Source organism: Microcoleus sp. A006_D1 (assembly GCF_036702805.1).
Classification (GTDB): domain Bacteria; phylum Cyanobacteriota; class Cyanobacteriia; order Cyanobacteriales; family Microcoleaceae; genus Microcoleus.
Genome location: NZ_JAUBVZ010000007.1, coordinates 38,582 through 58,726, shown reverse-complemented (window position 1 = coordinate 58,726; position 20,145 = coordinate 38,582). Strand labels below are relative to the sequence as shown.

Annotated in this window: 19 protein-coding genes and 1 pseudogene; 13 read left to right on the top strand and 7 right to left on the bottom strand. The window is 48.1% G+C overall.

Annotated features, from left to right (window positions below; genetic code table 11):
* Nucleotide 1 precedes the first annotated feature (1 nt).
* The 3 genes from QUB68_RS14510 to QUB68_RS14500 all read left to right on the top strand — a co-directional run bounded on the left by QUB68_RS14510 (nt 2) and on the right by QUB68_RS14500 (nt 961).
* On the top strand, nt 2–247 hold the full coding sequence (locus QUB68_RS14510; RefSeq protein ID WP_265239553.1) for a hypothetical protein: 246 nt from the start codon (nt 2–4) through the stop codon (nt 245–247).
* 118 nt (nt 248–365) lie between these two features.
* Nucleotides 366–617, top strand: a complete 252-nt coding sequence (locus QUB68_RS14505; protein WP_332993521.1) for a DUF433 domain-containing protein — start codon at nt 366–368, stop codon at nt 615–617.
* 74 nt (nt 618–691) lie between these two features.
* Nucleotides 692–961: a hypothetical protein gene (locus tag QUB68_RS14500; RefSeq protein WP_332993518.1), complete on the top strand. Its 270-nt coding sequence runs from the start codon at nt 692–694 to the stop codon at nt 959–961.
* Here QUB68_RS14500 and QUB68_RS14495 read toward each other — a convergent pair.
* The 3 genes from QUB68_RS14495 to QUB68_RS14485 form a co-directional block, all read right to left on the bottom strand.
* The gene (locus tag QUB68_RS14495) at nt 951–1,130 is read right to left on the bottom strand and encodes a hypothetical protein (protein WP_332993516.1); all 180 of its coding nucleotides are present in this window, start codon (nt 1,128–1,130) and stop codon (nt 951–953) included. The two genes, QUB68_RS14500 and QUB68_RS14495, sit on opposite strands and share 11 nt — an antisense overlap.
* Before the next feature lie 30 nt (nt 1,131–1,160).
* The gene (locus tag QUB68_RS14490) at nt 1,161–3,071 is read right to left on the bottom strand and encodes a peptidoglycan D,D-transpeptidase FtsI family protein (protein ID WP_332993514.1); all 1,911 of its coding nucleotides are present in this window, start codon (nt 3,069–3,071) and stop codon (nt 1,161–1,163) included.
* Nucleotides 3,072–3,277: 206 nt separating this feature from the next.
* Complete coding sequence (locus tag QUB68_RS14485) at nt 3,278–3,859, bottom strand: hypothetical protein (RefSeq protein ID WP_332993511.1); 582 nt, start codon at nt 3,857–3,859, stop codon at nt 3,278–3,280.
* Nucleotides 3,860–4,199: 340 nt separating this feature from the next.
* Between QUB68_RS14485 and QUB68_RS14480 the strand changes: the two genes are divergently transcribed.
* From QUB68_RS14480 to glgB, 3 genes are all read left to right on the top strand, one after another.
* Nucleotides 4,200–4,427, top strand: coding sequence for a serine protease (locus tag QUB68_RS14480; RefSeq protein WP_332993508.1), 228 nt, complete (start codon nt 4,200–4,202; stop codon nt 4,425–4,427).
* A gap of 118 nt (nt 4,428–4,545) precedes the next feature.
* Nucleotides 4,546–5,265, top strand: coding sequence for a glutathione S-transferase family protein (locus QUB68_RS14475; protein WP_332993506.1), 720 nt, complete (start codon nt 4,546–4,548; stop codon nt 5,263–5,265).
* A 334-nt stretch (nt 5,266–5,599) separates the two neighbouring features.
* Nucleotides 5,600–7,888, top strand: a complete 2,289-nt coding sequence (glgB, locus tag QUB68_RS14470; protein WP_332993503.1) for a 1,4-alpha-glucan branching enzyme — start codon at nt 5,600–5,602, stop codon at nt 7,886–7,888.
* Nucleotides 7,889–8,550: 662 nt separating this feature from the next.
* Here the strand turns inward: glgB and QUB68_RS14465 are convergent.
* Complete coding sequence (locus QUB68_RS14465) at nt 8,551–9,468, bottom strand: glycosyltransferase family 2 protein (RefSeq protein ID WP_332993500.1); 918 nt, start codon at nt 9,466–9,468, stop codon at nt 8,551–8,553.
* 91 nt (nt 9,469–9,559) lie between these two features.
* Nucleotides 9,560–10,390 (bottom strand): hormogonium polysaccharide biosynthesis protein HpsJ, encoded by an 831-nt coding sequence (gene hpsJ-B / locus QUB68_RS14460; protein ID WP_332993498.1) that lies wholly within the window; start codon nt 10,388–10,390, stop codon nt 9,560–9,562.
* A 1,244-nt stretch (nt 10,391–11,634) separates the two neighbouring features.
* On the opposite strand from hpsJ-B, the gene rfaE2 reads away from it, so the two are divergent.
* The 7 genes from rfaE2 (at nt 11,635) to QUB68_RS14425 (ending at nt 18,814) form a co-directional block, all read left to right on the top strand.
* The gene (gene rfaE2 / locus QUB68_RS14455) at nt 11,635–12,129 is read left to right on the top strand and encodes a D-glycero-beta-D-manno-heptose 1-phosphate adenylyltransferase (RefSeq protein WP_332994132.1); all 495 of its coding nucleotides are present in this window, start codon (nt 11,635–11,637) and stop codon (nt 12,127–12,129) included.
* 117 nt (nt 12,130–12,246) lie between these two features.
* Entirely contained in the window at nt 12,247–13,116 is an 870-nt protein-coding gene (locus QUB68_RS14450; protein WP_332993495.1) for an STAS domain-containing protein, read from the top strand.
* Nucleotides 13,117–13,224: 108 nt separating this feature from the next.
* On the top strand, nt 13,225–13,602 hold the full coding sequence (locus QUB68_RS14445; protein ID WP_332993493.1) for an STAS domain-containing protein: 378 nt from the start codon (nt 13,225–13,227) through the stop codon (nt 13,600–13,602).
* A gap of 165 nt (nt 13,603–13,767) precedes the next feature.
* The gene (locus QUB68_RS14440) at nt 13,768–14,166 is read left to right on the top strand and encodes an anti-sigma regulatory factor (RefSeq protein ID WP_332993491.1); all 399 of its coding nucleotides are present in this window, start codon (nt 13,768–13,770) and stop codon (nt 14,164–14,166) included.
* Nucleotides 14,167–14,464: 298 nt separating this feature from the next.
* On the top strand, nt 14,465–15,484 hold the full coding sequence (locus tag QUB68_RS14435) for an ATP-binding SpoIIE family protein phosphatase (protein WP_332993488.1): 1,020 nt from the start codon (nt 14,465–14,467) through the stop codon (nt 15,482–15,484).
* Nucleotides 15,481–17,019 carry an ATP-binding protein gene (locus tag QUB68_RS14430; RefSeq protein WP_332993486.1) on the top strand — a complete coding sequence of 513 codons (1,539 nt, stop codon included), beginning with the start codon at nt 15,481–15,483 and terminating at the stop codon, nt 17,017–17,019. The genes QUB68_RS14435 and QUB68_RS14430 overlap by 4 nt, the downstream gene beginning before the upstream one ends.
* Nucleotides 17,020–17,341: 322 nt before the next feature.
* Nucleotides 17,342–18,814, top strand: a complete 1,473-nt coding sequence (locus QUB68_RS14425) for an MBOAT family O-acyltransferase (protein ID WP_332993485.1) — start codon at nt 17,342–17,344, stop codon at nt 18,812–18,814.
* A 179-nt stretch (nt 18,815–18,993) separates the two neighbouring features.
* Here QUB68_RS14425 and QUB68_RS14420 read toward each other — a convergent pair whose 3' ends face one another.
* Nucleotides 18,994–19,818 carry a sulfurtransferase gene (locus tag QUB68_RS14420; RefSeq protein WP_332993482.1) on the bottom strand — a complete coding sequence of 275 codons (825 nt, stop codon included), beginning with the start codon at nt 19,816–19,818 and terminating at the stop codon, nt 18,994–18,996.
* Between the two features lie 143 nt (nt 19,819–19,961).
* A pseudogene (locus QUB68_RS14415) lies at nt 19,962–20,145 on the bottom strand (hypothetical protein); the annotation flags it as partial.

Here is a 20,145-nt window from a genome sequence, read left to right as displayed (position 1 = left end):
AATGAATCATACCCTCAACATCCAACACTTACCACCAGAAGCTATTCATTCACTGATGACCCATTTGCCTGACTATGTGAAAGTCGCCCTGATGGAAAAAGCTACGCAACTAGAATGCTCTCTCGAATCTGCGATCGAAATGGCGATCGCTAGTTTTCTAGACTCAGAAGCTTTCAGCTTTGAAGATTGCCTATTATCGCAACGTCTTCAGGAATCAGAACTGGTAGAATCTCCGCAAAGGAAATAGGATGCGCCCTTTTGGAACTCTCCAAAAAGGGCGATCGCCTTTGCTAAATTTATGATATAATTATCCATCAGTTACAGCTAGACTTGCCCACTTCTTTTAATATCAAGGAGTAAATCCCGTGAACATAGAAGAATTACTGCAAAGTAGAGGGATTATTCACCGCGATCCAGAAATTATGAGCGGTGTCCCCGTATTTGTCGGCACCCGCATCCCCTTAAAGACTTTTTTCGACTACCTCGAAGGTGAAAGCGGCCTCGCAGAGTTTATTAATGATTTTCCTTACCTAGAAACTCAGGCAATTAAAGTCCTAGAAAATGTAACTAAGATGATGCTGTCTGTAGAAAATACTTCAAATGCTTATACTGCTTGATGAAAATCTGTTGAGTCAAAAACTCTCTTCAGCCTTTCCTAGATCAAGGTCATTCTATCAGCAATGTTTATGACATGGGATGGAGAGGTTTAAAAGACAGGGAAATTCTGGCTCGATCGGAGAATCATCCTTTTGATGTTTTTATCACGGCTGATAAAAATCTTCCCTATCAACAAAATCTAGCAAGTCGTGTTATTACAATTGTCGTGTTAGATTCTAGCAGTACCAGACCCGATCGCCTTTTACCTTTGATGAGGCAAGTTAGCACTATGATTTCGTCGCTACCAGTCGGTTCGGCAGTTCGCATAAATGATGCTGGCGAGGTTGTTTCGATTAGCCCTTGAGCAAGATCCCTTTTGGAACTATCCGAAAAGTGCGATCGCCTTTCTCAACAGTTAATTCTGACGTTCGATCGCCCTTTTGACCAGTTTTCATCACCCTGTGATACAATAGCCTAAGATCCACTTTTTGAGAAAGTTCGGAAGTGCGATCGCCCGTTATACAATCACTCATGGCGATCGATTAAAATTTCTACCGCGCTTCCTACTTTTTGCTCGGCCCAATCTTCTCAATCGAAATCAGCGCCTCCATCACCGACTCCACAATCGGCGCCGCCACCGTTCCCCCCGAACCACCCTTAGGCTCATCAATCACCGCCAGCACCACATACCGAGGAGCATCGGCAGGCATGATCCCCACAAAGCTAGTAATAATCGCCTTATTAGAATAACCTCCACTAGCATTAGCTTTTTGAGCTGTGCCCGTTTTCCCAGCAATCCGATACCCAGAAATTTGTGCAGCTTTCCCCGTGCCGCCATCAACCACACCCTCCATCATTTCTATAACTTGCTTGGTAGTTTCCGGCGAAAAAACTTGCTTCGGAACAGCCCTCGGAAGCTTCCAAAAAGCTTGACCATCCCGATCGAAAAGTCCGCGCACAACGTGAGGAGTTACCAATTTGCCGCCGTTGGCCAAAGCCCCGTTAAGCTGCACCAACTGCATCGGGGTAATGGAAAAACCCTGACCAAAAGCAGTAGTAGCAGATTCCACCTGAGAATTAATAAATTGATCTCGATTTTTAAGCTGACTGGTTACTTCAAAAGGCAAATCAGTTGCCGCAGTTTGTCCCAGTCCGAGTTTTTGTAAAGCTTGATAGTAAAGAGAAGATTTCATGGTGCTCATTACGTGCACCATGCCCACATTGCTAGAATGTTTCAAAATCTCGCTCACAGTCGAAGGGCCGCGGGCGCCTGCCGATTTGTAATCGGAATTTTGGATTGTCCAGCCATCTATGTAAATCCGACCTTCGTCATTAAACACAGTGTTAGGTTTGACCGTACCGGCTTCCATAGCGATCGCCACATTAATCGCTTTAAAAGTCGAACCAGGCTCATAAACATCTGTGACTGCCCAATTTTTATAGCGCGACAAATCGAAATTAAAGTATTGATTCGGGTCATAGGAAGGTTCGGCTACCACTGACAGCAATTCTCCGTTGCTGGCATCCATCACGATCACCGTGCCCCGCTTCGCCCCGTGTTTCTTCATTTTTTCCTTGAGAGCAATCCGGGCCGCCCGCTGCAAGCGGCTGTCGATCGTCAGTTGCAACTTCAAATCATCAAGCTGCACAAAACCCGCCGTCAGCCGATCGGGAACCCAATTCCCATTGATCGATCGGCTAAATTGAATCGACGGCATCGATCGTTCCAGCAAATTCTGCTGGCTGTATTCCACCCCAGCTTGCCCCTTGCGTTCCCCATCCACATAACCGAGGATATCCGCCGCCAACTCCTGCTGCGGGTAAAAACGCTGCTGCTGGCGCACCAACTCCAAGCCCTCCACCGGACTGTTTTTAATTTGCATCCGCCCCACGCGATCGGCAACCTCTTGAGCCAGAGAATCGGCAATCGTAATACCGCTTTCGCCGAGATTAAACCGGCGCAGCAGTTCAGTTTCCGCCGTCATGCCCGGACTCAGTTCGATCGGCAGCATGGGAGCCAACAAAGCCGCAATATCCCCCTTCGAGTGCTTGAACAACTTCGGGTGAGCGTAGAGCGTGTACACCTGTCGGTCGATCGCCAAAACATTCCCCGCGCGGTCAACAATCGGGCGTCTCGGCACAAACGGCTTCGTTTTGAGAGTTTGCTGTTGCTGAGCCTGTTTTCGCAGCGCCGGAGCTCGCGTCACCTGCAAATAAAACAAATTCACAGCCAGCCCCAGCCCCCCCAGCATCAACACAGCCCACACAGCCCACAAGCGGAACTTGCTGGTTTTTAAACGCTCCCCCGGTCGTCCTCGCTGCATCGGGCGGCCGAAACTGGGGGAAACTCTGGGTTTGGTTGCTTTTCCCCACCAACTACGCGCCGCGTAGCTATCCCGTTGAGAATCGCCCGACGGTTTTGGGCGTTTGAAGTTCGGCGATCTGTAGCGGTCAAAACGGGGGTCGTAGCTCATAAGATTAAAAATTAAAAATTCAACAGCAAGTTACTTATTTTTAACTTTTAATCTCAGCCCTGGAGACGGAAATTGATCGTGACTTGCACAAAAGTCAAACAAGAAGCAACAGAAAGCCTCTGGAAATAAATGGGAAGTTACACCCGAAGAATTTTCATGCCCTGGGACACTCTGCCCCAGAAAGCCCTCGGGGTATTGACATTGCCTCAATAGCCCAGTGGCGTTTCCACACCGCTGCGATTCTTGAGAGCAGGTTCTGAATTTGGTGCCGTTTGGGGCCGCTGCTCCAGGGCGGGCCGCAAAAAAATCGTGTCCGCAGGATTCTGCCGAACCAAACCGCTTTCTGGATTTTGGGCTTCTTGAGCAAGCTGGTGTTTCAAGACTTCGCTGGCGGCACTCAACTGCTGTTCGCGGAGGCGCAGAGTTTCCAGCTTTTGATACTCTTGACTCCAGCGCTGCTCGCTGTAAACCGTCAAGCCGTAGACACTCAGAGCGCCGCCCAAAAGCAGAACCGCTGCCGCAGTCGAGGCGCGCTGCATCCGCAGGAGCGATCGCAGCCACACCGGCTGCCGCTGACGATCGGGCAAAACTTTCAGCACCGATGCTCCGGGGCGAGCCTGAGCCATCGCCTGTTCGTCGTCGGCTGGCGAGTAGTTGGGCAATACCGGCCCTGTCTTGGCCTGTCTGGCTCGGGCAATAGAAGTAACTTTATTGTTGGCTGGGCTGGCAGCGGGCTTGCGGGCAGCTCGGGAGCGGGGAGAATCCGGGGATCTGATAGCAGCGGTCATAGAGTTCACCAATACGTAGAGTGGGGCAGCTTCAGCTTGATTGAGATTAGGAGTTTTTTAGGAGTGGCGATCGGCTATCGCGGCATTAGCCGGAGCGATCGGTTATCCTTACCAAACATACCTCACAAACCAACCAACCCATCCTACCACTGGTCACTTTTACTTCAGGATTGGCAAAAAAAAATGAAATCTTTGCCGGTTCGCCAGAATCAATGTGAAATTTATTAATAAATGCAGTATTGTAATCAACGAGCGAATCGTTGATCTATTCGTGCCAGCATTGTTTCTCAAGTACACTATTCCCTTCCTTGCGATGGGTTTTCAATGTTAAGGAGTGTTTATGAACAAGGGATTAATTCGTTTGACTTTGGTAATTGGCATTGCAGCAGCCCTCGGCGCTTGCGGCGGTGATGCCGGCAGTGGCGGTGGCGCTAGCCCCTCTCCGGGCGGTGCTGGTGGCAGCACTGCTACTCCTCCTGTTTCTTCTCCAGCACCCAAGGAATCTCCAAAGGCTTCTCCTGGGGCTGGTGGAACTGCTTCCCCTTCTACCTCTCCTAAAAAGCCCTAACTAGCGGGTCGCGGAGTACAACCCCAACGAGCCTAGCCTGTGGGTGAAAAATGGTTCGCTCTTCGCATTTTTTCATCTCACCGGTCTAGGCCTCAAGTTGGGTGTTATTTGTTGTCAGATGCTTTTACTACAGTTCAGTACCTCCCCTTACTGTCGCAAAGTCCGCTTAGCGCTCGGTTACAAGGGCATCCCCTTTCAAGTGGAAAATTTGACTCCGGGCCTGCACATTTTGAAACTCAAGCCTCTAACGGGGGGTTTGAGGACAGTGCCGGTGCTGCTACCTCAACTCGACGGTCAACCTGCGGCGATCGCAGACTCGACGCAAATTTTGCACTCGATCGAGTCTCGCTTTCCTTCGCCGCCACTGTTGCCCGCAGACGAGAGTTTGCAAGCAGAGGCTTGGATGATCGAAGACTGGCTCGATGAAAGCATCGGCATTGCCACTCGATTTGTTTACTACGAGTTTCGCGCAGGTGCGGGCAAGCAAATCGACCCGTCTGTGTTGAGCCAGTTAGTGATTCAATTGGCGCGTCGTCAGTTCGGCATTAACCACGCTTCAGCAAAACTCGCCGAGTTGCGCCTGAGTGCAGCTTTAGGCCTGTTGCACCGTCGCTGGCAGGATGGTTCCTATTTGGTAGGCGACTCCTTGAGCGTGGCAGATATTACTGCTGCCGCGCTGCTGAGTCCTTTAGCTTTGATTCCTCAATACCGCATTGACTATCCTTGGCTGTTTGAGCGCATTGCCGAAATTCACGCACTTTGCGGGGAAACCCTGCCTCCGGGATTTGAAACCGCACCCGTCGGACGATCGCCCCTGGCTGAAAATTCCAGCGATTAATCATCATTGAGTTCTTGGCAAAACTCACCCTCCTTGACGCCCCTGGGTTAGCAAATCCACCAGAGTTTGAAAAAAAATATGTATCACATAGGTTAAAAAAAGTCAAGGATATTTTCAGAAAAATTTATATTTTTCAATTTGTTTTAATATTTCTATACTTAGATGTTAGCCCTGAGCAGTAAAATCACAGCTTGGTCGCCAGCAAGGCAAGAGCGCGCGCTCTTGGCTTGCTGGCGTGGTAGGATTAGCAATCAAAAATGTATCCAAATGTAAAGTGCAGCGCCGCCAACGGTTTTGAAAGCCATTTAGTCAAAAGATTCAGGTAGGTAGTTTTATGCCCGCGACCGTCCCCTTTGAACAGATTGACCGGATTGTTTGGAATCAGCACCACGATCCATTTGAAGTGCTAGGCCCCCACGCGATCGAAGAAAATGGCAAAAAAGTCTGGGCCGTCCGAGCTTATCTGCCCAATGCGGATGCGGTATCGGTAGTTTTGCCCGAGGCGAGGGCCGAATACCCGATGAAATCGGAGCATCACCCTCACTTTTTTGAATGTACGATCGACACCCCAGAACTAGCAAACTATCAACTGCGGGTCAAAGAAGGGGAACACGAACGCTTTATCTACGATCCCTACGCCTTTCGATCGCCCAAACTCACAGAATTTGACCAACACCTATTCTCCGAAGGCAACCATCACCGGATTTACGAAAAACTGGGCGCGCACTTCACCGAAGTAGACGGCATCACAGGAGTATATTTTGCTGTTTGGGCTCCGAATGCCCGCAACGTCTCAGTTTTAGGCGATTTCAACTATTGGGACGGCCGCAAACATCAAATGCGGAAATCTCAAAACGGGATCTGGGAAATATTTATTCCGGGACTATCCTACGGAACTCACTACAAATACGAAGTGAAAAACCAAGACGGACATCCCTACGAAAAGTCCGACCCTTACGGTTTCCAGCAAGAAGTGCGGCCGAAAACAGCCTCAATTGTCACCGACTTAGATACCTACACTTGGCAAGACAGCGCTTGGATCGAACAGCGGCGGCACACAGACCAACTGACGCAGCCGGTTTCGGTTTACGAATGCCACATCGGTTCTTGGCTGCACGCGGGCAGCGGCGAACCCGCAATGCTAGCAAATGGCGAAATAGAACCAGCAGTGCCGGTTTCGGAACTGAAGCCAGGGGCGCGGTTTCTGACTTACCGCGAATTGGCCGCGAGGCTGATTCCCTACGTCAAAGATTTGGGATTCACCCACATCGAAATACTGCCGATCGCCGAACATCCCTTCGACGGTTCCTGGGGCTATCAAGTCACCGGCTATTTCGCCCCAACTTCCCGCTACGGCACACCGGAAGATTTCATGTATTTTGTTGACCAGTGCCATGCCAGCGGCATTGGCGTACTGGTGGACTGGGTGCCCGGCCATTTCCCCAAAGACGGACACGGCTTGGCTTTCTTTGACGGAACTCACTTGTACGAACACGCCGACCCCCGCAAGGGCGAGCACAAAGAGTGGGGAACCCTAGTATTTAACTACGGCCGCAACGAAGTGCGGAATTTCCTAGTATCAAACGCTCTGTTCTGGTTTGACAAGTATCACATCGACGGGATTCGCGTAGATGCGGTAGCCTCGATGCTGTATTTGGATTACTGCCGCGAACCCGGAGAATGGCTGACCAATCAGTACGGCGGCCGCGAAAATATTGAGGCGGCAGATTTTCTGCGTCAGGCAAATCACGTCATTTTTAGCTATTTCCCAGGAGCACTGTCGATCGCCGAAGAATCTACCTCTTGGCCGATGGTATCTTGGCCGACTTATGTAGGAGGTTTGGGCTTCAACCTCAAGTGGAACATGGGTTGGATGCACGATATGCTCGACTATTTCCACATGGACCCGTGGTTCCGCCAGTTCCACCAGAACAACATCACTTTCAGTATGTGGTACAACCACAGCGAAAATTTCATGCTGGCTTTGTCTCACGATGAGGTAGTCCACGGCAAGGCTCACATCATCGGCAAAATGCCAGGGGACGAATGGCAAAAGTTTGCAAACGTGCGGTGTTTGTTTACATTTATGTTTGCTCATCCCGGCAAGAAAACGATGTTTATGGGGATGGAGTTCGGCCAGTGGCATGAGTGGAACGTTTGGGGGGATTTGCAGTGGGATTTGCTGCAATTTGATCCTCACCAAAAGTTGAAGCTATTTTTTAAGGATTTGAACCATTTGTACCGCAGCGAAACGGCACTTTACAGTCAAGATTTTGCTGAGGATGGGTTTGAGTGGATTGATTGCAGCGACAACCGGCACAGCGTGGTAGCTTTTGTGCGTCGCGAGAAGGATGGGGATCAGTTTGTGGTGACGGTGTGCAATTTTACGCCACAACCACACTCTCACTATCGCGTAGGAGTGCCGGAACCGGGTTTCTATACGGAGTTGTTTAACAGCGACGCGCGGGAGTACGGTGGTAGCAATATGGGGAATTTGGGAGGCAAGTGGACTGAGGAGTGGTGGTTCCACAACAGTCCTTATTCGATCGACTTGTGTTTGCCGCCTTTGGGTGTGTTGATCTTAAAGATCGATCGGGAAAAAACAGCAGCAAAATATCAATAGTTTTGAGTTTTGAGAGTTTTGAGTTAACAATCAAAACTTGATTCAATGTAAAATTTTGAGGGTATTCAGAAACCCGGTTTCTCCAAGAAACCGGGTTTTTTTCTCATTTTTGGACGCAGAACCTGTATTTGTAGGATGATCCTCGGCGCTACAAACTCAACTTATATCATGTCCTCCGATAACTCCCACGATCAAACCGTTTTTATTACGCTAATTGACCGGACGTAATATCAAATCCGGTGACATCAGAATTATTCAACCACAGAAGAAGCAGAGAAAGAGGAGATAAATTTATCATTCCGATGCTAACGAATTTGATATATAGCAACCGCCACATCGGTGAGGACATAAATAACCGGAATGAATAGAGCCGATACCCGTACGGAATCAATGGTTTGATTCGGGTTATGCAACTGTCGAGCGGTCAACTGTCAACTGTCAACTGCTATAATACCATGCGTGAAAAAATGTTGCTACAGTTATTAACCCTATAGAAATTATCTGTCCGAAGCATAACTTGCCGCCGGACACGGCAGTGCCGTTTCCCTACAGGTGAAAACCTCTAATTTCTGATTCTGCAATATTTATTCAAATTGGTATAATATTACGATTTGAATGCCCAATTACCTTTTTTCCAATTCCCAATTCCCAACTCCCAATTTTCAACTACGAGTATCAGAAGCGCCAAGATTATAAGGAACTTTAGACGGCTCAACTGTTACTACTTCCGAAATAGACTGTTCCTCTACTGCGTCTAAATTTGGCAGCGGCATATGCTTCATTTCCCAAACTTTCAGCAAAATTAGATATTCATAAAAAGCTTGCAGCGTGCACCAAGCCAAGCCAGCTTGACCGTCAAGAAATCCGCCGAGTAAAATATACATATAGAAAAAGCGCACCACGGGCCGCAAAGGCAAGCGCAAAGAAAAATCTTTCAAAGCGCGGCGCCTTTCCACCTCCGACGCGCCAAAGAATAAATCCCACCAATTTACTTGACCGGCTGCTAATTGGCGGAGAGTTTCAGCCGCCTCGTCAGTCGAGTAGCGGTTGTGCTTTTCAATCCAGCGGGAAAGACCTTTGCTGCAAGTATAGTGAGGGTAGGTTTCTTTCAAAAAGTGAGTCGGGCCGTTGCAGACTTCCCGTTCAGTGTGACCGTAGTCAGAAAACCACACTTGGTCTTTGCGAAACAGGCGCATTTGATAGCGCGGATATTGAGTGCTGCGGCGAATCCAGCGATCCATAAATATTACTTTTTCAGCTACGTAATAGCCGATATATTCTTGACTTGCGATCGCCTTTAAGCATTCAGCAAACAGTGCAGGCGTCATCCGCTCGTCAGCTTCGAGGATGTAAACCCATTCGTACTTGCATTCTACTTCTCGGAGCATCCAAGTCCGCTGGCGTCCGTGAGTTTCAAAGGGGTGCTGCACTGTTTGCACGGGATAGTTCTGAACAATCTCAAGGGTGCGATCGCTGCTGAAAGAATCAACTACAATGATATCGTCACAAAGCAGTGCCGATTCTATGCAAGCGGCGATATCAATCTCTTCGTTGTAAGTCAGAATATAAATTGAGAACATTCCCAGCTTTCAGTAAGGGCAAACTATCAGGCAAATCAAGTATTTATTTCTCAGGATGTCTCGACTTGCACGCTTAGAGCGATCGCGTCGGTCAATTTTTGCGGTGGCCGAACCGCAGAATTCCCATACTTCGGAGTCCAGTCCAACCAACAGTAATGTAGCCTATAGCCAACAACAAACTGCTGATGCCCGTCTGCAAACTCGAATTTCGCGATCGAGTTCTCAACTCTTTCTCTTTTTGTTGCTTGCGGGTGCGAATCTCGTTGCGAGCTTGAGCAGGCAGTTCTTGGGCTTGCTGTTCCAGGAACTTGTCGAGGGCTTTGGGGTCATTTTTTGACTCCTGAAGCACAGCTTTCAATTCCTTGGGAACTTCTGGACTCTTGAGGGCTTGTTGCAGCTTGGCGTCGTCTTGCAGCAGCGCGCCTATCTGGCTGCGGCGCTGGGTTTTGAGCTGTTCTACCTGAGCTTTAAACTGCTCGCTTTTAATTTGTGCCTCAAGTTGACCTTCCGCTTGTCCCGCTTCCTTATCGACTTGAGCCAGAGTATCCTTGAGTTCCAAACGAGTATTGTTGAGGTGAACGGGAACCAGCAATAGGTAAATTAGCCCTAACAAGCTGGAAATCAACAGCGCCCAGAATCGCAAGTCAACCCAAAAATTGCGTCTGTCAATAGAGACTCCACTGCTGCTGTCCACCCAAAAGCCTGTCATCAGCAGGGCGATACCCATCAAAGGAATAATACCCCGGTCAACTATCTGAGTTGCTGCGGCAAGCTGCCAGGCTCGATTAGCAATGTCGGAGGCTTCTCCCGGGAGCGACAGAACAATGCAGTCAAGCAAAGCAGAGAGAATCAAGATAATCCCGACTACTTTGAGAGTGCGAGCAGCGACTGAAGAAAATTGACGGCTGTTAGTTGCTTTCATAATTCCTGTGAGATAATTTTACACCTTTAGATTCAACGAAATTTTGTTTAATGACTTCACTGGTGGGAGCGCTCAATTGCTCTGCCGCTGCACGGTGGCGAAAGCGTTGCCCAGCGGCGGCCCCGGCAACAGTAGCCTTTGAGGTTCAGTCCCCAATCTGTGGAAACAGGAATCCTGAAGGTGAAAACGGCCCTTAAGACGGAAAACTCCGCAGACGAATCAAACCGTCCCCAATTTTGTGAGTTTGGAAGCTCCAAAAACAGGCTGGCGCAGGTTGGGTACTTGAGGTTATTTTCCACCAAAATAGCTCGATCGGGTACTTGCCTCGACTTGATCGGGGGTTTGCACGAGCTGCGGCTGCGACGCGACACCAGTTGGGCCGAGTTGCTGCACGCTCTATGCAGAGTTTGGTACAGGAGGCGGCCCGCGGCTGCAAGAAGTGAGGGCTGGAGGCAGCCCACAGAGTAGTTGTGCACGCTCTTGCCGCAGCTTTTAACTGGCTTTTGCTTGCCTGGGGGTGTCAGAAATAATTGACACAGGAGGGTAACGTTTAGGTGGGTTTCACCCCCTACATCTCTCGCTGCCAGTGGCAGTGGCACAAAATCCCCTGCCTTATAGTAATTGATATCACAGAAAGCTGAAAAAAATAAGTGTTACGCAAGCTTTTTAAGCTTCAACTACCAATTACCTTTATTCACGAGACCCAAGTCACAGATAAACCGATCTAGAGCAACCGCCACATAGGCTAGGACATAAATAATGTCATGAATAGATCCTATGACCATTTAGCATAAACGGTTTGATGCTTGTACTATGTAACTGTCAACTGTCGAGCGGTCAACTGTCAACTGCTATAGCAATCCTTGCCTCAATTATAAATTCTTTATCTTCTCTTCTTTTATTTTATTTCGTGACAATATCCCCGCTCTTGCCGCTGCCAATAACGAGTCTTCGATCGCGCGAGCAAACAAAGCAGCTTGTCAACAAAGTATTTAGAATTAATAAGGTTGTTTCAGGAATTTTGGGAAGCGATTATTCTTGTTTGATGTCGGCATTTTTTTTTCAAAATTCATTTGTTAAATCGTTAAATTTGTGAGAAACTTCGTTGCCTAACTTTATGAGAGGTAGTTGATTATTCGTTCATGTAAACTTAGATTGTAGATTTTTTAATGGGAAGGTACTGTTGTCGCGCATTCCTTGCTAGGATGATTCATCGCTGTTCAAACTTGCTGGTGGTGACTGCAATGATTTCTGGTGTTTACACGTTGAGAGAACTTGAAGGGGCGATCGCATCCGATCCGGACAACTGGCGTCCGCTCGTGTTTACTAACGGGTGCTTCGATATCCTGCACGCGGGACACGTCCGCTATTTGCAGGCTGCAAAAGCTTTGGGGCGATCGCTCGTGGTGGGCTTGAATAGCGACGCCAGCGTGCAAGCTATCAAGCCGCAGCAGGCGGGATTACCGCCCCGCCCGATCGTACCAGAAACTCAGCGAGCCGAAGTGTTAGCCGCCCTCAAACCAGTAGACGCCGTAGTAATTTTTTCCGAGATTACAGCAACTAAACTGATAAATATCCTGAAGCCTGATATATACGTTAAAGGAGGCGACTATCAAGTCGAAACTCTGCCGGAAGCACCGGCTGTTGTCGCCGGAGGTGGCAAGATTTCCTTGATCGAAATAGAAGTTCCGAGTTCTACCAGTGCGATCGTCAAACGTATTTTGCAGTTAGGCGGTTAACCCCCGATCGCAAACAGGAAACACTGGGTTAAACTCAGAAGTTACTCCATCAAAAAATACGAAGAGTGCGATCGCTCGTACAATTTTATCCAAATTGCTAAGCAGGAGATAATTTTAATGGAACTCACCAGCAATAACACGATCGCGGAAATCCTCGAAAAAAACAAAGCTGAGCTACTAGCAGACTGGCTCAAAGAACTGCAAAATACCGGGCTGCGGCGGGATGACTTGATGAGAGCCAAAGAATTGCGATCGGAGTGTCAAGAGTTCCTGCAATTGCTGCAAATAGCAGTGCAGCACGGTAACTATAGCGACATCCAGACGCCCGAATGGGAGAATATGCGGCTGCTACTAGCAGAAGTTTCGCGATCGCGCGTTCAGAGGGGCTTCACTCCCTCAGAGATCGCGAGTTTTATTTTATGCTTCAAAAAGCCATTGTTCGATCGGCTTTGTCGCGAACTGACACAAAACCGCGACGCACTTGTGGAACAACTTTGGCTGTCCACCAGCTTATTAGACCAGCTCGGTCTTTGGGTGACAGAAATCTTTCTCAAAGCTCGCGAAGAAGTCATCGAACGCCAGCAGCAAGAAATGCTCGAATTGTCAACACCAGTAGTCAAACTTTGGCAAGGGATTCTCGCTTTACCCATGATCGGGACTCTCGACAGTGCCCGCACTCAAATAGTCATGGAAACTCTGTTGCAGGAAATCATGGAAACCGGCTCAGAATTTGCGATTTTAGACATTACAGGCGTGCCGACTGTTGACACTTTAGTTGCTCAACATTTATTAAAAACTGTCGCCGCCGCGCGTTTAATGGGTACTGAGTGTATCATCAGTGGCATTCGCCCGCAAATCGCTCAAACCATTGTTCATTTGGGAGTTGACTTGCAGGATATTCTGACAAAGGCGACTTTGGCAGATGCTTTTAAAGTTGCTTTGCAACGCCAAGGTTTAACTATAAAAAATATTAAAGAGGAAAGATAAAAACTATACCACTTATTATGTAACATGAGTTTCGCATGGGGCATGGGGCATGGGGCATGGGGCATGGGGCATAGAACTGGAATTTTAAACTCACAAATAGGTGAATTTATGGAACGGATACCTATCCTGCAAATGGGAGAATTTCTCCTAGTAACTATTCAAGTAGATATGCACGACCGCTTGGCAATGACCCTGCAAGACGACCTGACCAACCGCATTGTGAAAACAGGCGTCAAAGGTGTTTTAATCGAAATCTCTTCTCTGGAAATCGTAGATTCGTTTATCGGCCGCATTCTCAACAATATTGCTACCATGTCGCGCATTCTGGATGCGGAAACAGTTGTGGTCGGGATGCAGCCAGCGGTGGCGATTACGCTGGTCGAATTGGGGCTTTCCCTGACAGGAGTTCGCACAGCTTTAAGCGTTGAAAAGGGCATGAATTTGTTGCGAAAATCCTTGGGTTTGTCTGCTGATGCGGAAGCATAAGCAGTCGATTAACTGTCCCATGACTTAGGCACAGGGAGTAAAGAAACCTGGTTTCTTTCTAGATACCTTGTTGACAAAATTAAGATTTCTGACGATGGGAAACTTGGTTGATTAGCGTAAGTCCTATGTTTTGTGGAGAAGTTCTATTTTACTAGAGTACCTGCCATGTCAAAACGTGAGACATTAGAAATTCGATCGTCCTCCGATATAGTCCACGTCCGACAGCAAGTGCGAATCTGGGCTGTAGCAATGGGATTCGGCTTAGTAGACCAAACGAAAATCGTTACCGCAGCCAGCGAACTCGCCCGCAATACTCTAGACTACGGTAAAGGGGGAACTGTAACTCTCGAAACCCTCCAATCAGGTAGTCGCAAAGGGCTGCGGCTGATATTTGAAGACAAGGGCCCGGGAATTCCAGATATCGAATTGGCAATGACTGACGGTTATACTTCTAATCATGGTTTGGGTTTGGGGCTCAGCGGTTCTAAGCGGTTGATGCACGAATTTGAGATTGTTTCCCAAGTGGGTAAGGGGACTAAAATTGCGATCGTCCGCTGGCGGTGAGATGGGGAGAGGGGGAGATGGGGAGATTGGCGAGAAACCGGGTTTCTACGAGTTTTTGGTTTAGTGACGATAAATCTAGAAAGAAACCGGGTTTCTGAGGTCAGTAGACCTCTTGCAAAAGTTTTTTTAATCAAATTTTGGGACGGGCAAGATGCCCATCCCACAAGAAAAAAAGATTTTTGTGGGATGGGCATCTTGCCCGTCCTAGATATTTTTGCAAGAGGTCACTATTGACTAATGACTAAGGACTAATGACTTTTTAAATGCTTGCCAGCTTAAAATTATACCAATTAAAATAATGATAAATGCCATAGCCCTGCCCGTAACAGAAGAAAGTCAAGTCGGAGAAGCGCGGCGCATCGCAGTCGCCCTCGCGGCGGAAGTTGGATTTAATGAGACCGATCGCGGTAAAGTGGCAATTGCGATCACCGAAGCAGCAAAAAACCTGGTCAAACACGCCCGCGAAGGAGAAATTTTGCTGCAAATCTTAAAAACAGCGGCAGGATACAGCATTGAAATAGTAGCGCTAGACAGAGGGCCGGGAATGGCAAATGTCGGCCAGTGTCTGCGGGACGGTTTTTCGACTGCGGGAACTCCGGGAACGGGACTCGGTGCGATTAAACGCCTCTCTAATTTTTTTGATATTCATTCTGTACCGAAACTGGGGACGGCTTTATTAATGCGCCTGTCGCCGACTCAGAATAGCCGGGAAGCCTCCCCAGACTCCAATTACTTGGAATTTGGGGTGGTTCACTTGCCGAAAGCTGGAGAGCAAATTTGTGGCGATTCCTGGGCGACGGAAAATGACCTAGACAAAAATCTGATTTTAGTTGCTGACGGGCTTGGGTACGGGGTTTTGGCCCAGGAAGCGTCGCGGGAAGCTGTGGAGGTATTTCGGGAAAACGCGAAACTGGGGCCGAAAACTATTTTAGAGAAGGCGCACGCTGCTTTAAAAGATACCAGAGGAGCTGCTGCTGCGATCGCGCGAATCGATCGTACCAAACAAACAATTTGTTTTGCCGGAATTGGCAATATTACTGGTGTAGTCGTCACAGATAGCCAAACCCGCAGCATGGTTTCCTACAACGGCACAGTTGGACATCGGATGCAAAAAGTAGCAGAATTTGTCTATCCTTGGTCGCAGCAATCCCTGCTAATCATGCACTCTGACGGTTTGGCTGCACAGTGGGATTTAAACCGTTACCCGGGTTTGGCCACCAGACATCCGGCTTTAATCGCAGCCGTGCTCTACCGGGACTTCAAACGTACCCGCGATGACATGACAGTTGTAGTAGCCAAGGTAAGAGAAGCAGCGTGATTTACCAAATCCTGACAGCGGAAGTCCGTTTTGAACAAGACATCGTACAAGTCCGCCAAAGAGCTCGCCAAATTGGCGCATTGCTGGGATTCGATTCCCAAGCACAAACGCGCATCGCCACAGCAGTTTCCGAAATTGCCCGCAATGCTTTTAAATATGCAGGCGGCGGCAAAGTAGAATTTATTGTGGAAGGGGAATCGCCACAAGTTTTTTTGACTCGGATTTCTGACAGCGGGCCGGGAATTGCTGATTTATCGGCTGTGTTGAGCCCGAATTTTCGATCGCCAACTGGTGCGGGAATGGGTTTAGCAGCCGCCAAACGGTTGATGGACGAGGTGCAAATTGATTCGGCGCCCGATCGCGGCACGGCTGTACAATTAATTAAGCAGTTTTCTAAACAGATGTCTGCGCTGAGTGCGATCGAACTAAATCAATTAGTTAACAAACTAGCGCGCCAAATTCCCGAAGATCCCTATGCGGAAATTCAGCAGCAAAATCAAGAATTGCTGCGTACTTTAGACGAACTCCGCCAGCGTCAAGAAGAACTCGTACAATTAAATCAAGAACTAGAAGATACCAATCGCGGAGTCGTGGCACTTTACGCGGAATTGAACGAAAAAGCCGAATCTCTCCAGCGAGAGGGCGAACTCAAAACCAGCTTTCTCTCCAACATGAGTCACGAGTTTCGCACTCCGCTAACGGCAATTTTAAGTCTTTCTGAAATATTGTTAAATCGCCTCGACGGAGAACTTTCAGCCGAACAGGACAAGCAAGTAAATTTTATTCGCCAATCCGCCGAATCTCTCGCAGAACTTGTCAACGACTCGTTAGATTTAGCCAAGGTGGAAGCCGGAAAAGTAACTGTGCGCGTGGCTGATTTTGAAGTGGAAGATTTGTTCAGCGCGCTGCGGGGAATGATGCGCCCTCTGCTACCACAAAAATCTCCCGTCAGTCTCATTTTTGAAGTTCCAGAGGAACTTCCAACTCTCACCACGGACGAGGGAAAAGTTGCTCAGATTTTACGCAATCTGATTTCTAATGCGCTGAAATTTACTGAAGCGGGAGAAGTCAGAGTTGCGGCCCAAATGGGAGAGGGGGAAACAGTTACTTTTTCTGTCGCAGATACGGGGATTGGCATTCCTTCAGGCGACCAAACGCGGATTTTTGAAGAATTTGTCCAAGTGGAAAATCACTTGCAGAAGGGCGTGAAAGGCACGGGATTGGGATTGTCTTTGTGCAAGAAAATGGCGGAATTTCTGGGGGGAAGTATTGAAATTAAAAGTTCGCTCGGGGTGGGTTCGACTTTTTTTGTGAATTTGCCGATCGCCTATGCTGGAGATCCAGAAAAATCGTGGGAAATGTCCGCAGCTAAGGGAAATCAAACACGCCAGGCGATCGGAAATTCTCGATCGCCTGCGCCGGATCAAGCTGCAAAAGTTTTGATTGGGGAGGGTGAAGACTGTTTTCCGGTATTTGCCCAAAAAGTTGCGGGCAGAAATTCATTGTACTGCGATCGGCGCCGCCAACGGTGCTGAAGATTTGCGATCGGTTGAAACTGTGTCTACAAAAACGAAGTTTATTTAATTTGCAACAGCATTTAACGTTTGTGCTGTAGAATGTAGCAGTTCTCAGAAGACTGGGCGGTTGAAACCGCGTCTATACAAACAAAACCCGCCTCCGCGGGTTGAAGAACAGACGGTTAAATTAGGTTATCCTCTTCAGTCCGCGGAGGCGGACATCGTTTGTGTAGACGCGGTTTCAACCGCCGTCTTATCTAAAGATAAGATCCCAACCCACACAGAATCAGCCCTTCCCAATTCTTAAATCTAGAATCTAAAATCCAAAATCTCAAATCGCATGACTTTCATCTCCCTTCAATATGCCCTGTTTCTGTTAGTTTTGTTCGTGGCTTACTGGTTGGTTCCGCTGCGGTGGTGGCGAATGTTTATCATGCTGGCGGGTAGTCTGATTTTTTATGCTTCGCTGCAAATTTGGTACATTCCTCTGCTGTTAGTCGGTGTTTTGTTTAACTATTACTTGGCGATGGCGATCGGGGAACCTCTGGATTGGCGAATTGCTAATGAATCTTGGAACCGCCGCCGTTTGTGGCTGCTGTGGAGCGGAATTGGGCTGAATGTGTTGCTGCTGCTGGGTTTTAAGTATGTGCCTTTTTTCTTGAATTCGATCGGCACTTTGTTAAATTGGCCTGTTGCTCTCGACGGTGCTAACTGGGTAAAAACTCACGTCATGGCACCCCTGGGATTGAGTTTCTTTTGCTTTGAGTGCATTGCTTATTTGATTGACGTGTACCGAGGTGCGCCGGCTGCTACTTCGCTGCTGCACTTTGCTGCTTACAAGTTGTTTTTTGCGAAGCTAATTTCTGGCCCGATTACTCGCTATCACAACTTGATCTATCAACTGAAATCCCAGAAATTTCCCACGCCCGATCGCATTTCTGAAGCACTTTGGACGATCGCCTTTGGTGCAGTTAAAAAAGGTCTTTTCGCTGACAACTTGGGAATTTATGTCGATTTAAGCTTTACCAACTTGCAGCGGGCGGGAAGCGAGGATTTGTGGCTGGCGATTTTTGCTTACGGGCTGCAACTTTATCTCGATTTTAGCGGCTATGTTGACATGGCGCGCGGTACTGCTTTGCTGCTGGGTTGGTATTTGCCACCAAATTTTGATTTCCCTTATTTTAGTACCAGCATAGCGGATTTTTGGCGGCGCTGGCACATGACTTTGGGGGATTGGCTACGCAATTATTTGTATTTTCCGCTGGGGGGTTCGCGCGTCGGTTTGTGGCGCACTTGTCTCAATTTGTCTCTGGTGATGTTAATTGCGGGAATTTGGCACGGGGCGGCTTGGGGATTTATTGTGTGGGGGGGTTTGCACGGTTTGGCTTTGGCGGTGCACCGGGTGACGGATGTGACTTTTAAGCGGTTGCGGATCGAGTTTTTGTGGGAAAATCCGATCGGAATTGCGATCGGTTGGCTGTTAACTCAGGCGATGGTTTTTGGTAGTTGGATATTTTTCCGGCTTCCCGATTTAAAGGATTCGGGATGGGCAATTTCACATTTGTGGGGATACACTGCTGATGTGCAGTTTGCAAATAAAGTTTATGTGGAAGCTTTGGGTTTGGAAAGAGTGCATTTAGCTTGGATGTTGGCGGCTGTGGCTGCGGCGATGCTGGGAAATTATGTGTTGAGTCGGGGTTTGAAGTTGGAGTTAAATTGGCCTGTGAAATTGGTGTTAGTACCGCTTTGTTTGTATGCGGTTTGGGTGTTGGCGCCGGAGGGCGGTTTGCCTTATATTTATTTTGATTTTTAGAAGACGGGGCGGTTGAAACCGCGTCTATACAGACCAAACCCACCTCCGTGGGTTGAATACAAGTTTGATTCCCCGTAATGTGTGCATTGCACACCATTCTTCAGTCCGCGGAGGCGGACATCGTTTGTGTAGTAGCGGTTTCAACCGCCGAATCTTATCTTTCGCGCGCATTACGCACCCTACAATTGATAGGAACACCAGTCACTCCAGCTACCGACATAGAGTTTAGCATCGGGAATTCCGGCGATTTCTAAAGACAGTAAATTTACGCAAGCTGTCACCCCGGAACCGCAGTAAACAATAATTTCTGTGGCTGTTTCTAATTCCGTCCACCGCTGTTTTTGTTCGGAGGCCGATCGCACTTTTCCACTTTCATCCGTCACCCCTTGCCAAGGATAGTTGACAGCACCCGGAATGTGACCTGCAATGGGGTCGATCGGCTCCCGCAAGCCCTCGTATCTCTCGCTTTCTCGCGAATCAACCAAAACCTTGTCCGGTAAGTCTTTTCGCTCTTTTACCTGCTCAATATCTACCGCCATATCCGGCTGCAATTTCACCACAAACTTACCATTGGGGCGATCGGGCAAAGTATTTGTTACCGGATATCCGGCCACTTTCCAGCCACTGAAACCGCCGTCTAACAAAGCGACTTTGCTGTGTCCCATATATCGCAGCAGCCACCACAAACGAGCCGCAAAACCCAGCCGCGAATCGTCATAAGCCACGACTAAAGTTTCTGATGAATTAATCCCGATCGCGCTCAATTTCTCAGCTAATTCTGCAATATTTGGCAGCGGATGTCTGCCGCCGTGTTTGCCAACGGCACTCGCGAGATCCCGGTTTAAATCTAAATAGAAAGCTCCGGGAATGTGACTTTCTTGGTATTGTTTTTCTCCTAATTCTGCATCAGCGAGGGCAAACCGACAGTCAATAATTACAAGTTGCGGATTTTCGGTATTGGCGACCAACCATTCAGGCGAAATGATTAAATTGTTGTCAGTCATAACTCTTCAAATTTGTGTTTTAACATTTATCTGGAATTACGCTCAAAGACCCAAGAAACCGGGTTTTTTAGCGTTTTTGCGACTGTAACTAAGTATTTTCGTAAAAAACCCGGTTTCTGAACACTCGTGCGTCCAGGGCTAATCTATCGAGAAGGACTTTCTTTCTCAGGTTCGGCTTTTTCAGAAGTAGATTTCTTAGGACTTTCTTTCTCAGGTTCGGCTTTTTCAGTATTAGCTTTTTTAGGAATTGCTTTCTCAGGTTCGGCTTTTTCAGAAGTAGATTTCTTAGGACTTTCTTTCTCAGGTTCGGCTTTTTCAGTATTAGCT

Excerpts from the sequence above, each read along its gene's own strand:
- QUB68_RS14510 (WP_265239553.1), top strand. The coding sequence starts at position 2 with ATGAATCATACCCTCAACATCCAACACTTACCACCAGAAGCTATTCAT.
- QUB68_RS14500 (WP_332993518.1), top strand. The coding sequence starts at position 692 with ATGGGATGGAGAGGTTTAAAAGACAGGGAAATTCTGGCTCGATCGGAG.
- QUB68_RS14495 (WP_332993516.1), bottom strand. The coding sequence starts at position 1,130 with ATGAGTGATTGTATAACGGGCGATCGCACTTCCGAACTTTCTCAAAAA.
- QUB68_RS14490 (WP_332993514.1), bottom strand. The coding sequence starts at position 3,071 with ATGAGCTACGACCCCCGTTTTGACCGCTACAGATCGCCGAACTTCAAA.
- QUB68_RS14485 (WP_332993511.1), bottom strand. The coding sequence starts at position 3,859 with ATGACCGCTGCTATCAGATCCCCGGATTCTCCCCGCTCCCGAGCTGCC.
- QUB68_RS14480 (WP_332993508.1), top strand. The coding sequence starts at position 4,200 with ATGAACAAGGGATTAATTCGTTTGACTTTGGTAATTGGCATTGCAGCA.
- QUB68_RS14475 (WP_332993506.1), top strand. The coding sequence starts at position 4,546 with ATGCTTTTACTACAGTTCAGTACCTCCCCTTACTGTCGCAAAGTCCGC.
- glgB (WP_332993503.1), top strand. The coding sequence starts at position 5,600 with ATGCCCGCGACCGTCCCCTTTGAACAGATTGACCGGATTGTTTGGAAT.
- QUB68_RS14465 (WP_332993500.1), bottom strand. The coding sequence starts at position 9,468 with ATGTTCTCAATTTATATTCTGACTTACAACGAAGAGATTGATATCGCC.
- hpsJ-B (WP_332993498.1), bottom strand. The coding sequence starts at position 10,390 with ATGAAAGCAACTAACAGCCGTCAATTTTCTTCAGTCGCTGCTCGCACT.
- rfaE2 (WP_332994132.1), top strand. The coding sequence starts at position 11,635 with ATGATTTCTGGTGTTTACACGTTGAGAGAACTTGAAGGGGCGATCGCA.
- QUB68_RS14450 (WP_332993495.1), top strand. The coding sequence starts at position 12,247 with ATGGAACTCACCAGCAATAACACGATCGCGGAAATCCTCGAAAAAAAC.
- QUB68_RS14445 (WP_332993493.1), top strand. The coding sequence starts at position 13,225 with ATGGAACGGATACCTATCCTGCAAATGGGAGAATTTCTCCTAGTAACT.
- QUB68_RS14440 (WP_332993491.1), top strand. The coding sequence starts at position 13,768 with ATGTCAAAACGTGAGACATTAGAAATTCGATCGTCCTCCGATATAGTC.
- QUB68_RS14435 (WP_332993488.1), top strand. The coding sequence starts at position 14,465 with ATGATAAATGCCATAGCCCTGCCCGTAACAGAAGAAAGTCAAGTCGGA.
- QUB68_RS14425 (WP_332993485.1), top strand. The coding sequence starts at position 17,342 with ATGACTTTCATCTCCCTTCAATATGCCCTGTTTCTGTTAGTTTTGTTC.
- QUB68_RS14420 (WP_332993482.1), bottom strand. The coding sequence starts at position 19,818 with ATGACTGACAACAATTTAATCATTTCGCCTGAATGGTTGGTCGCCAAT.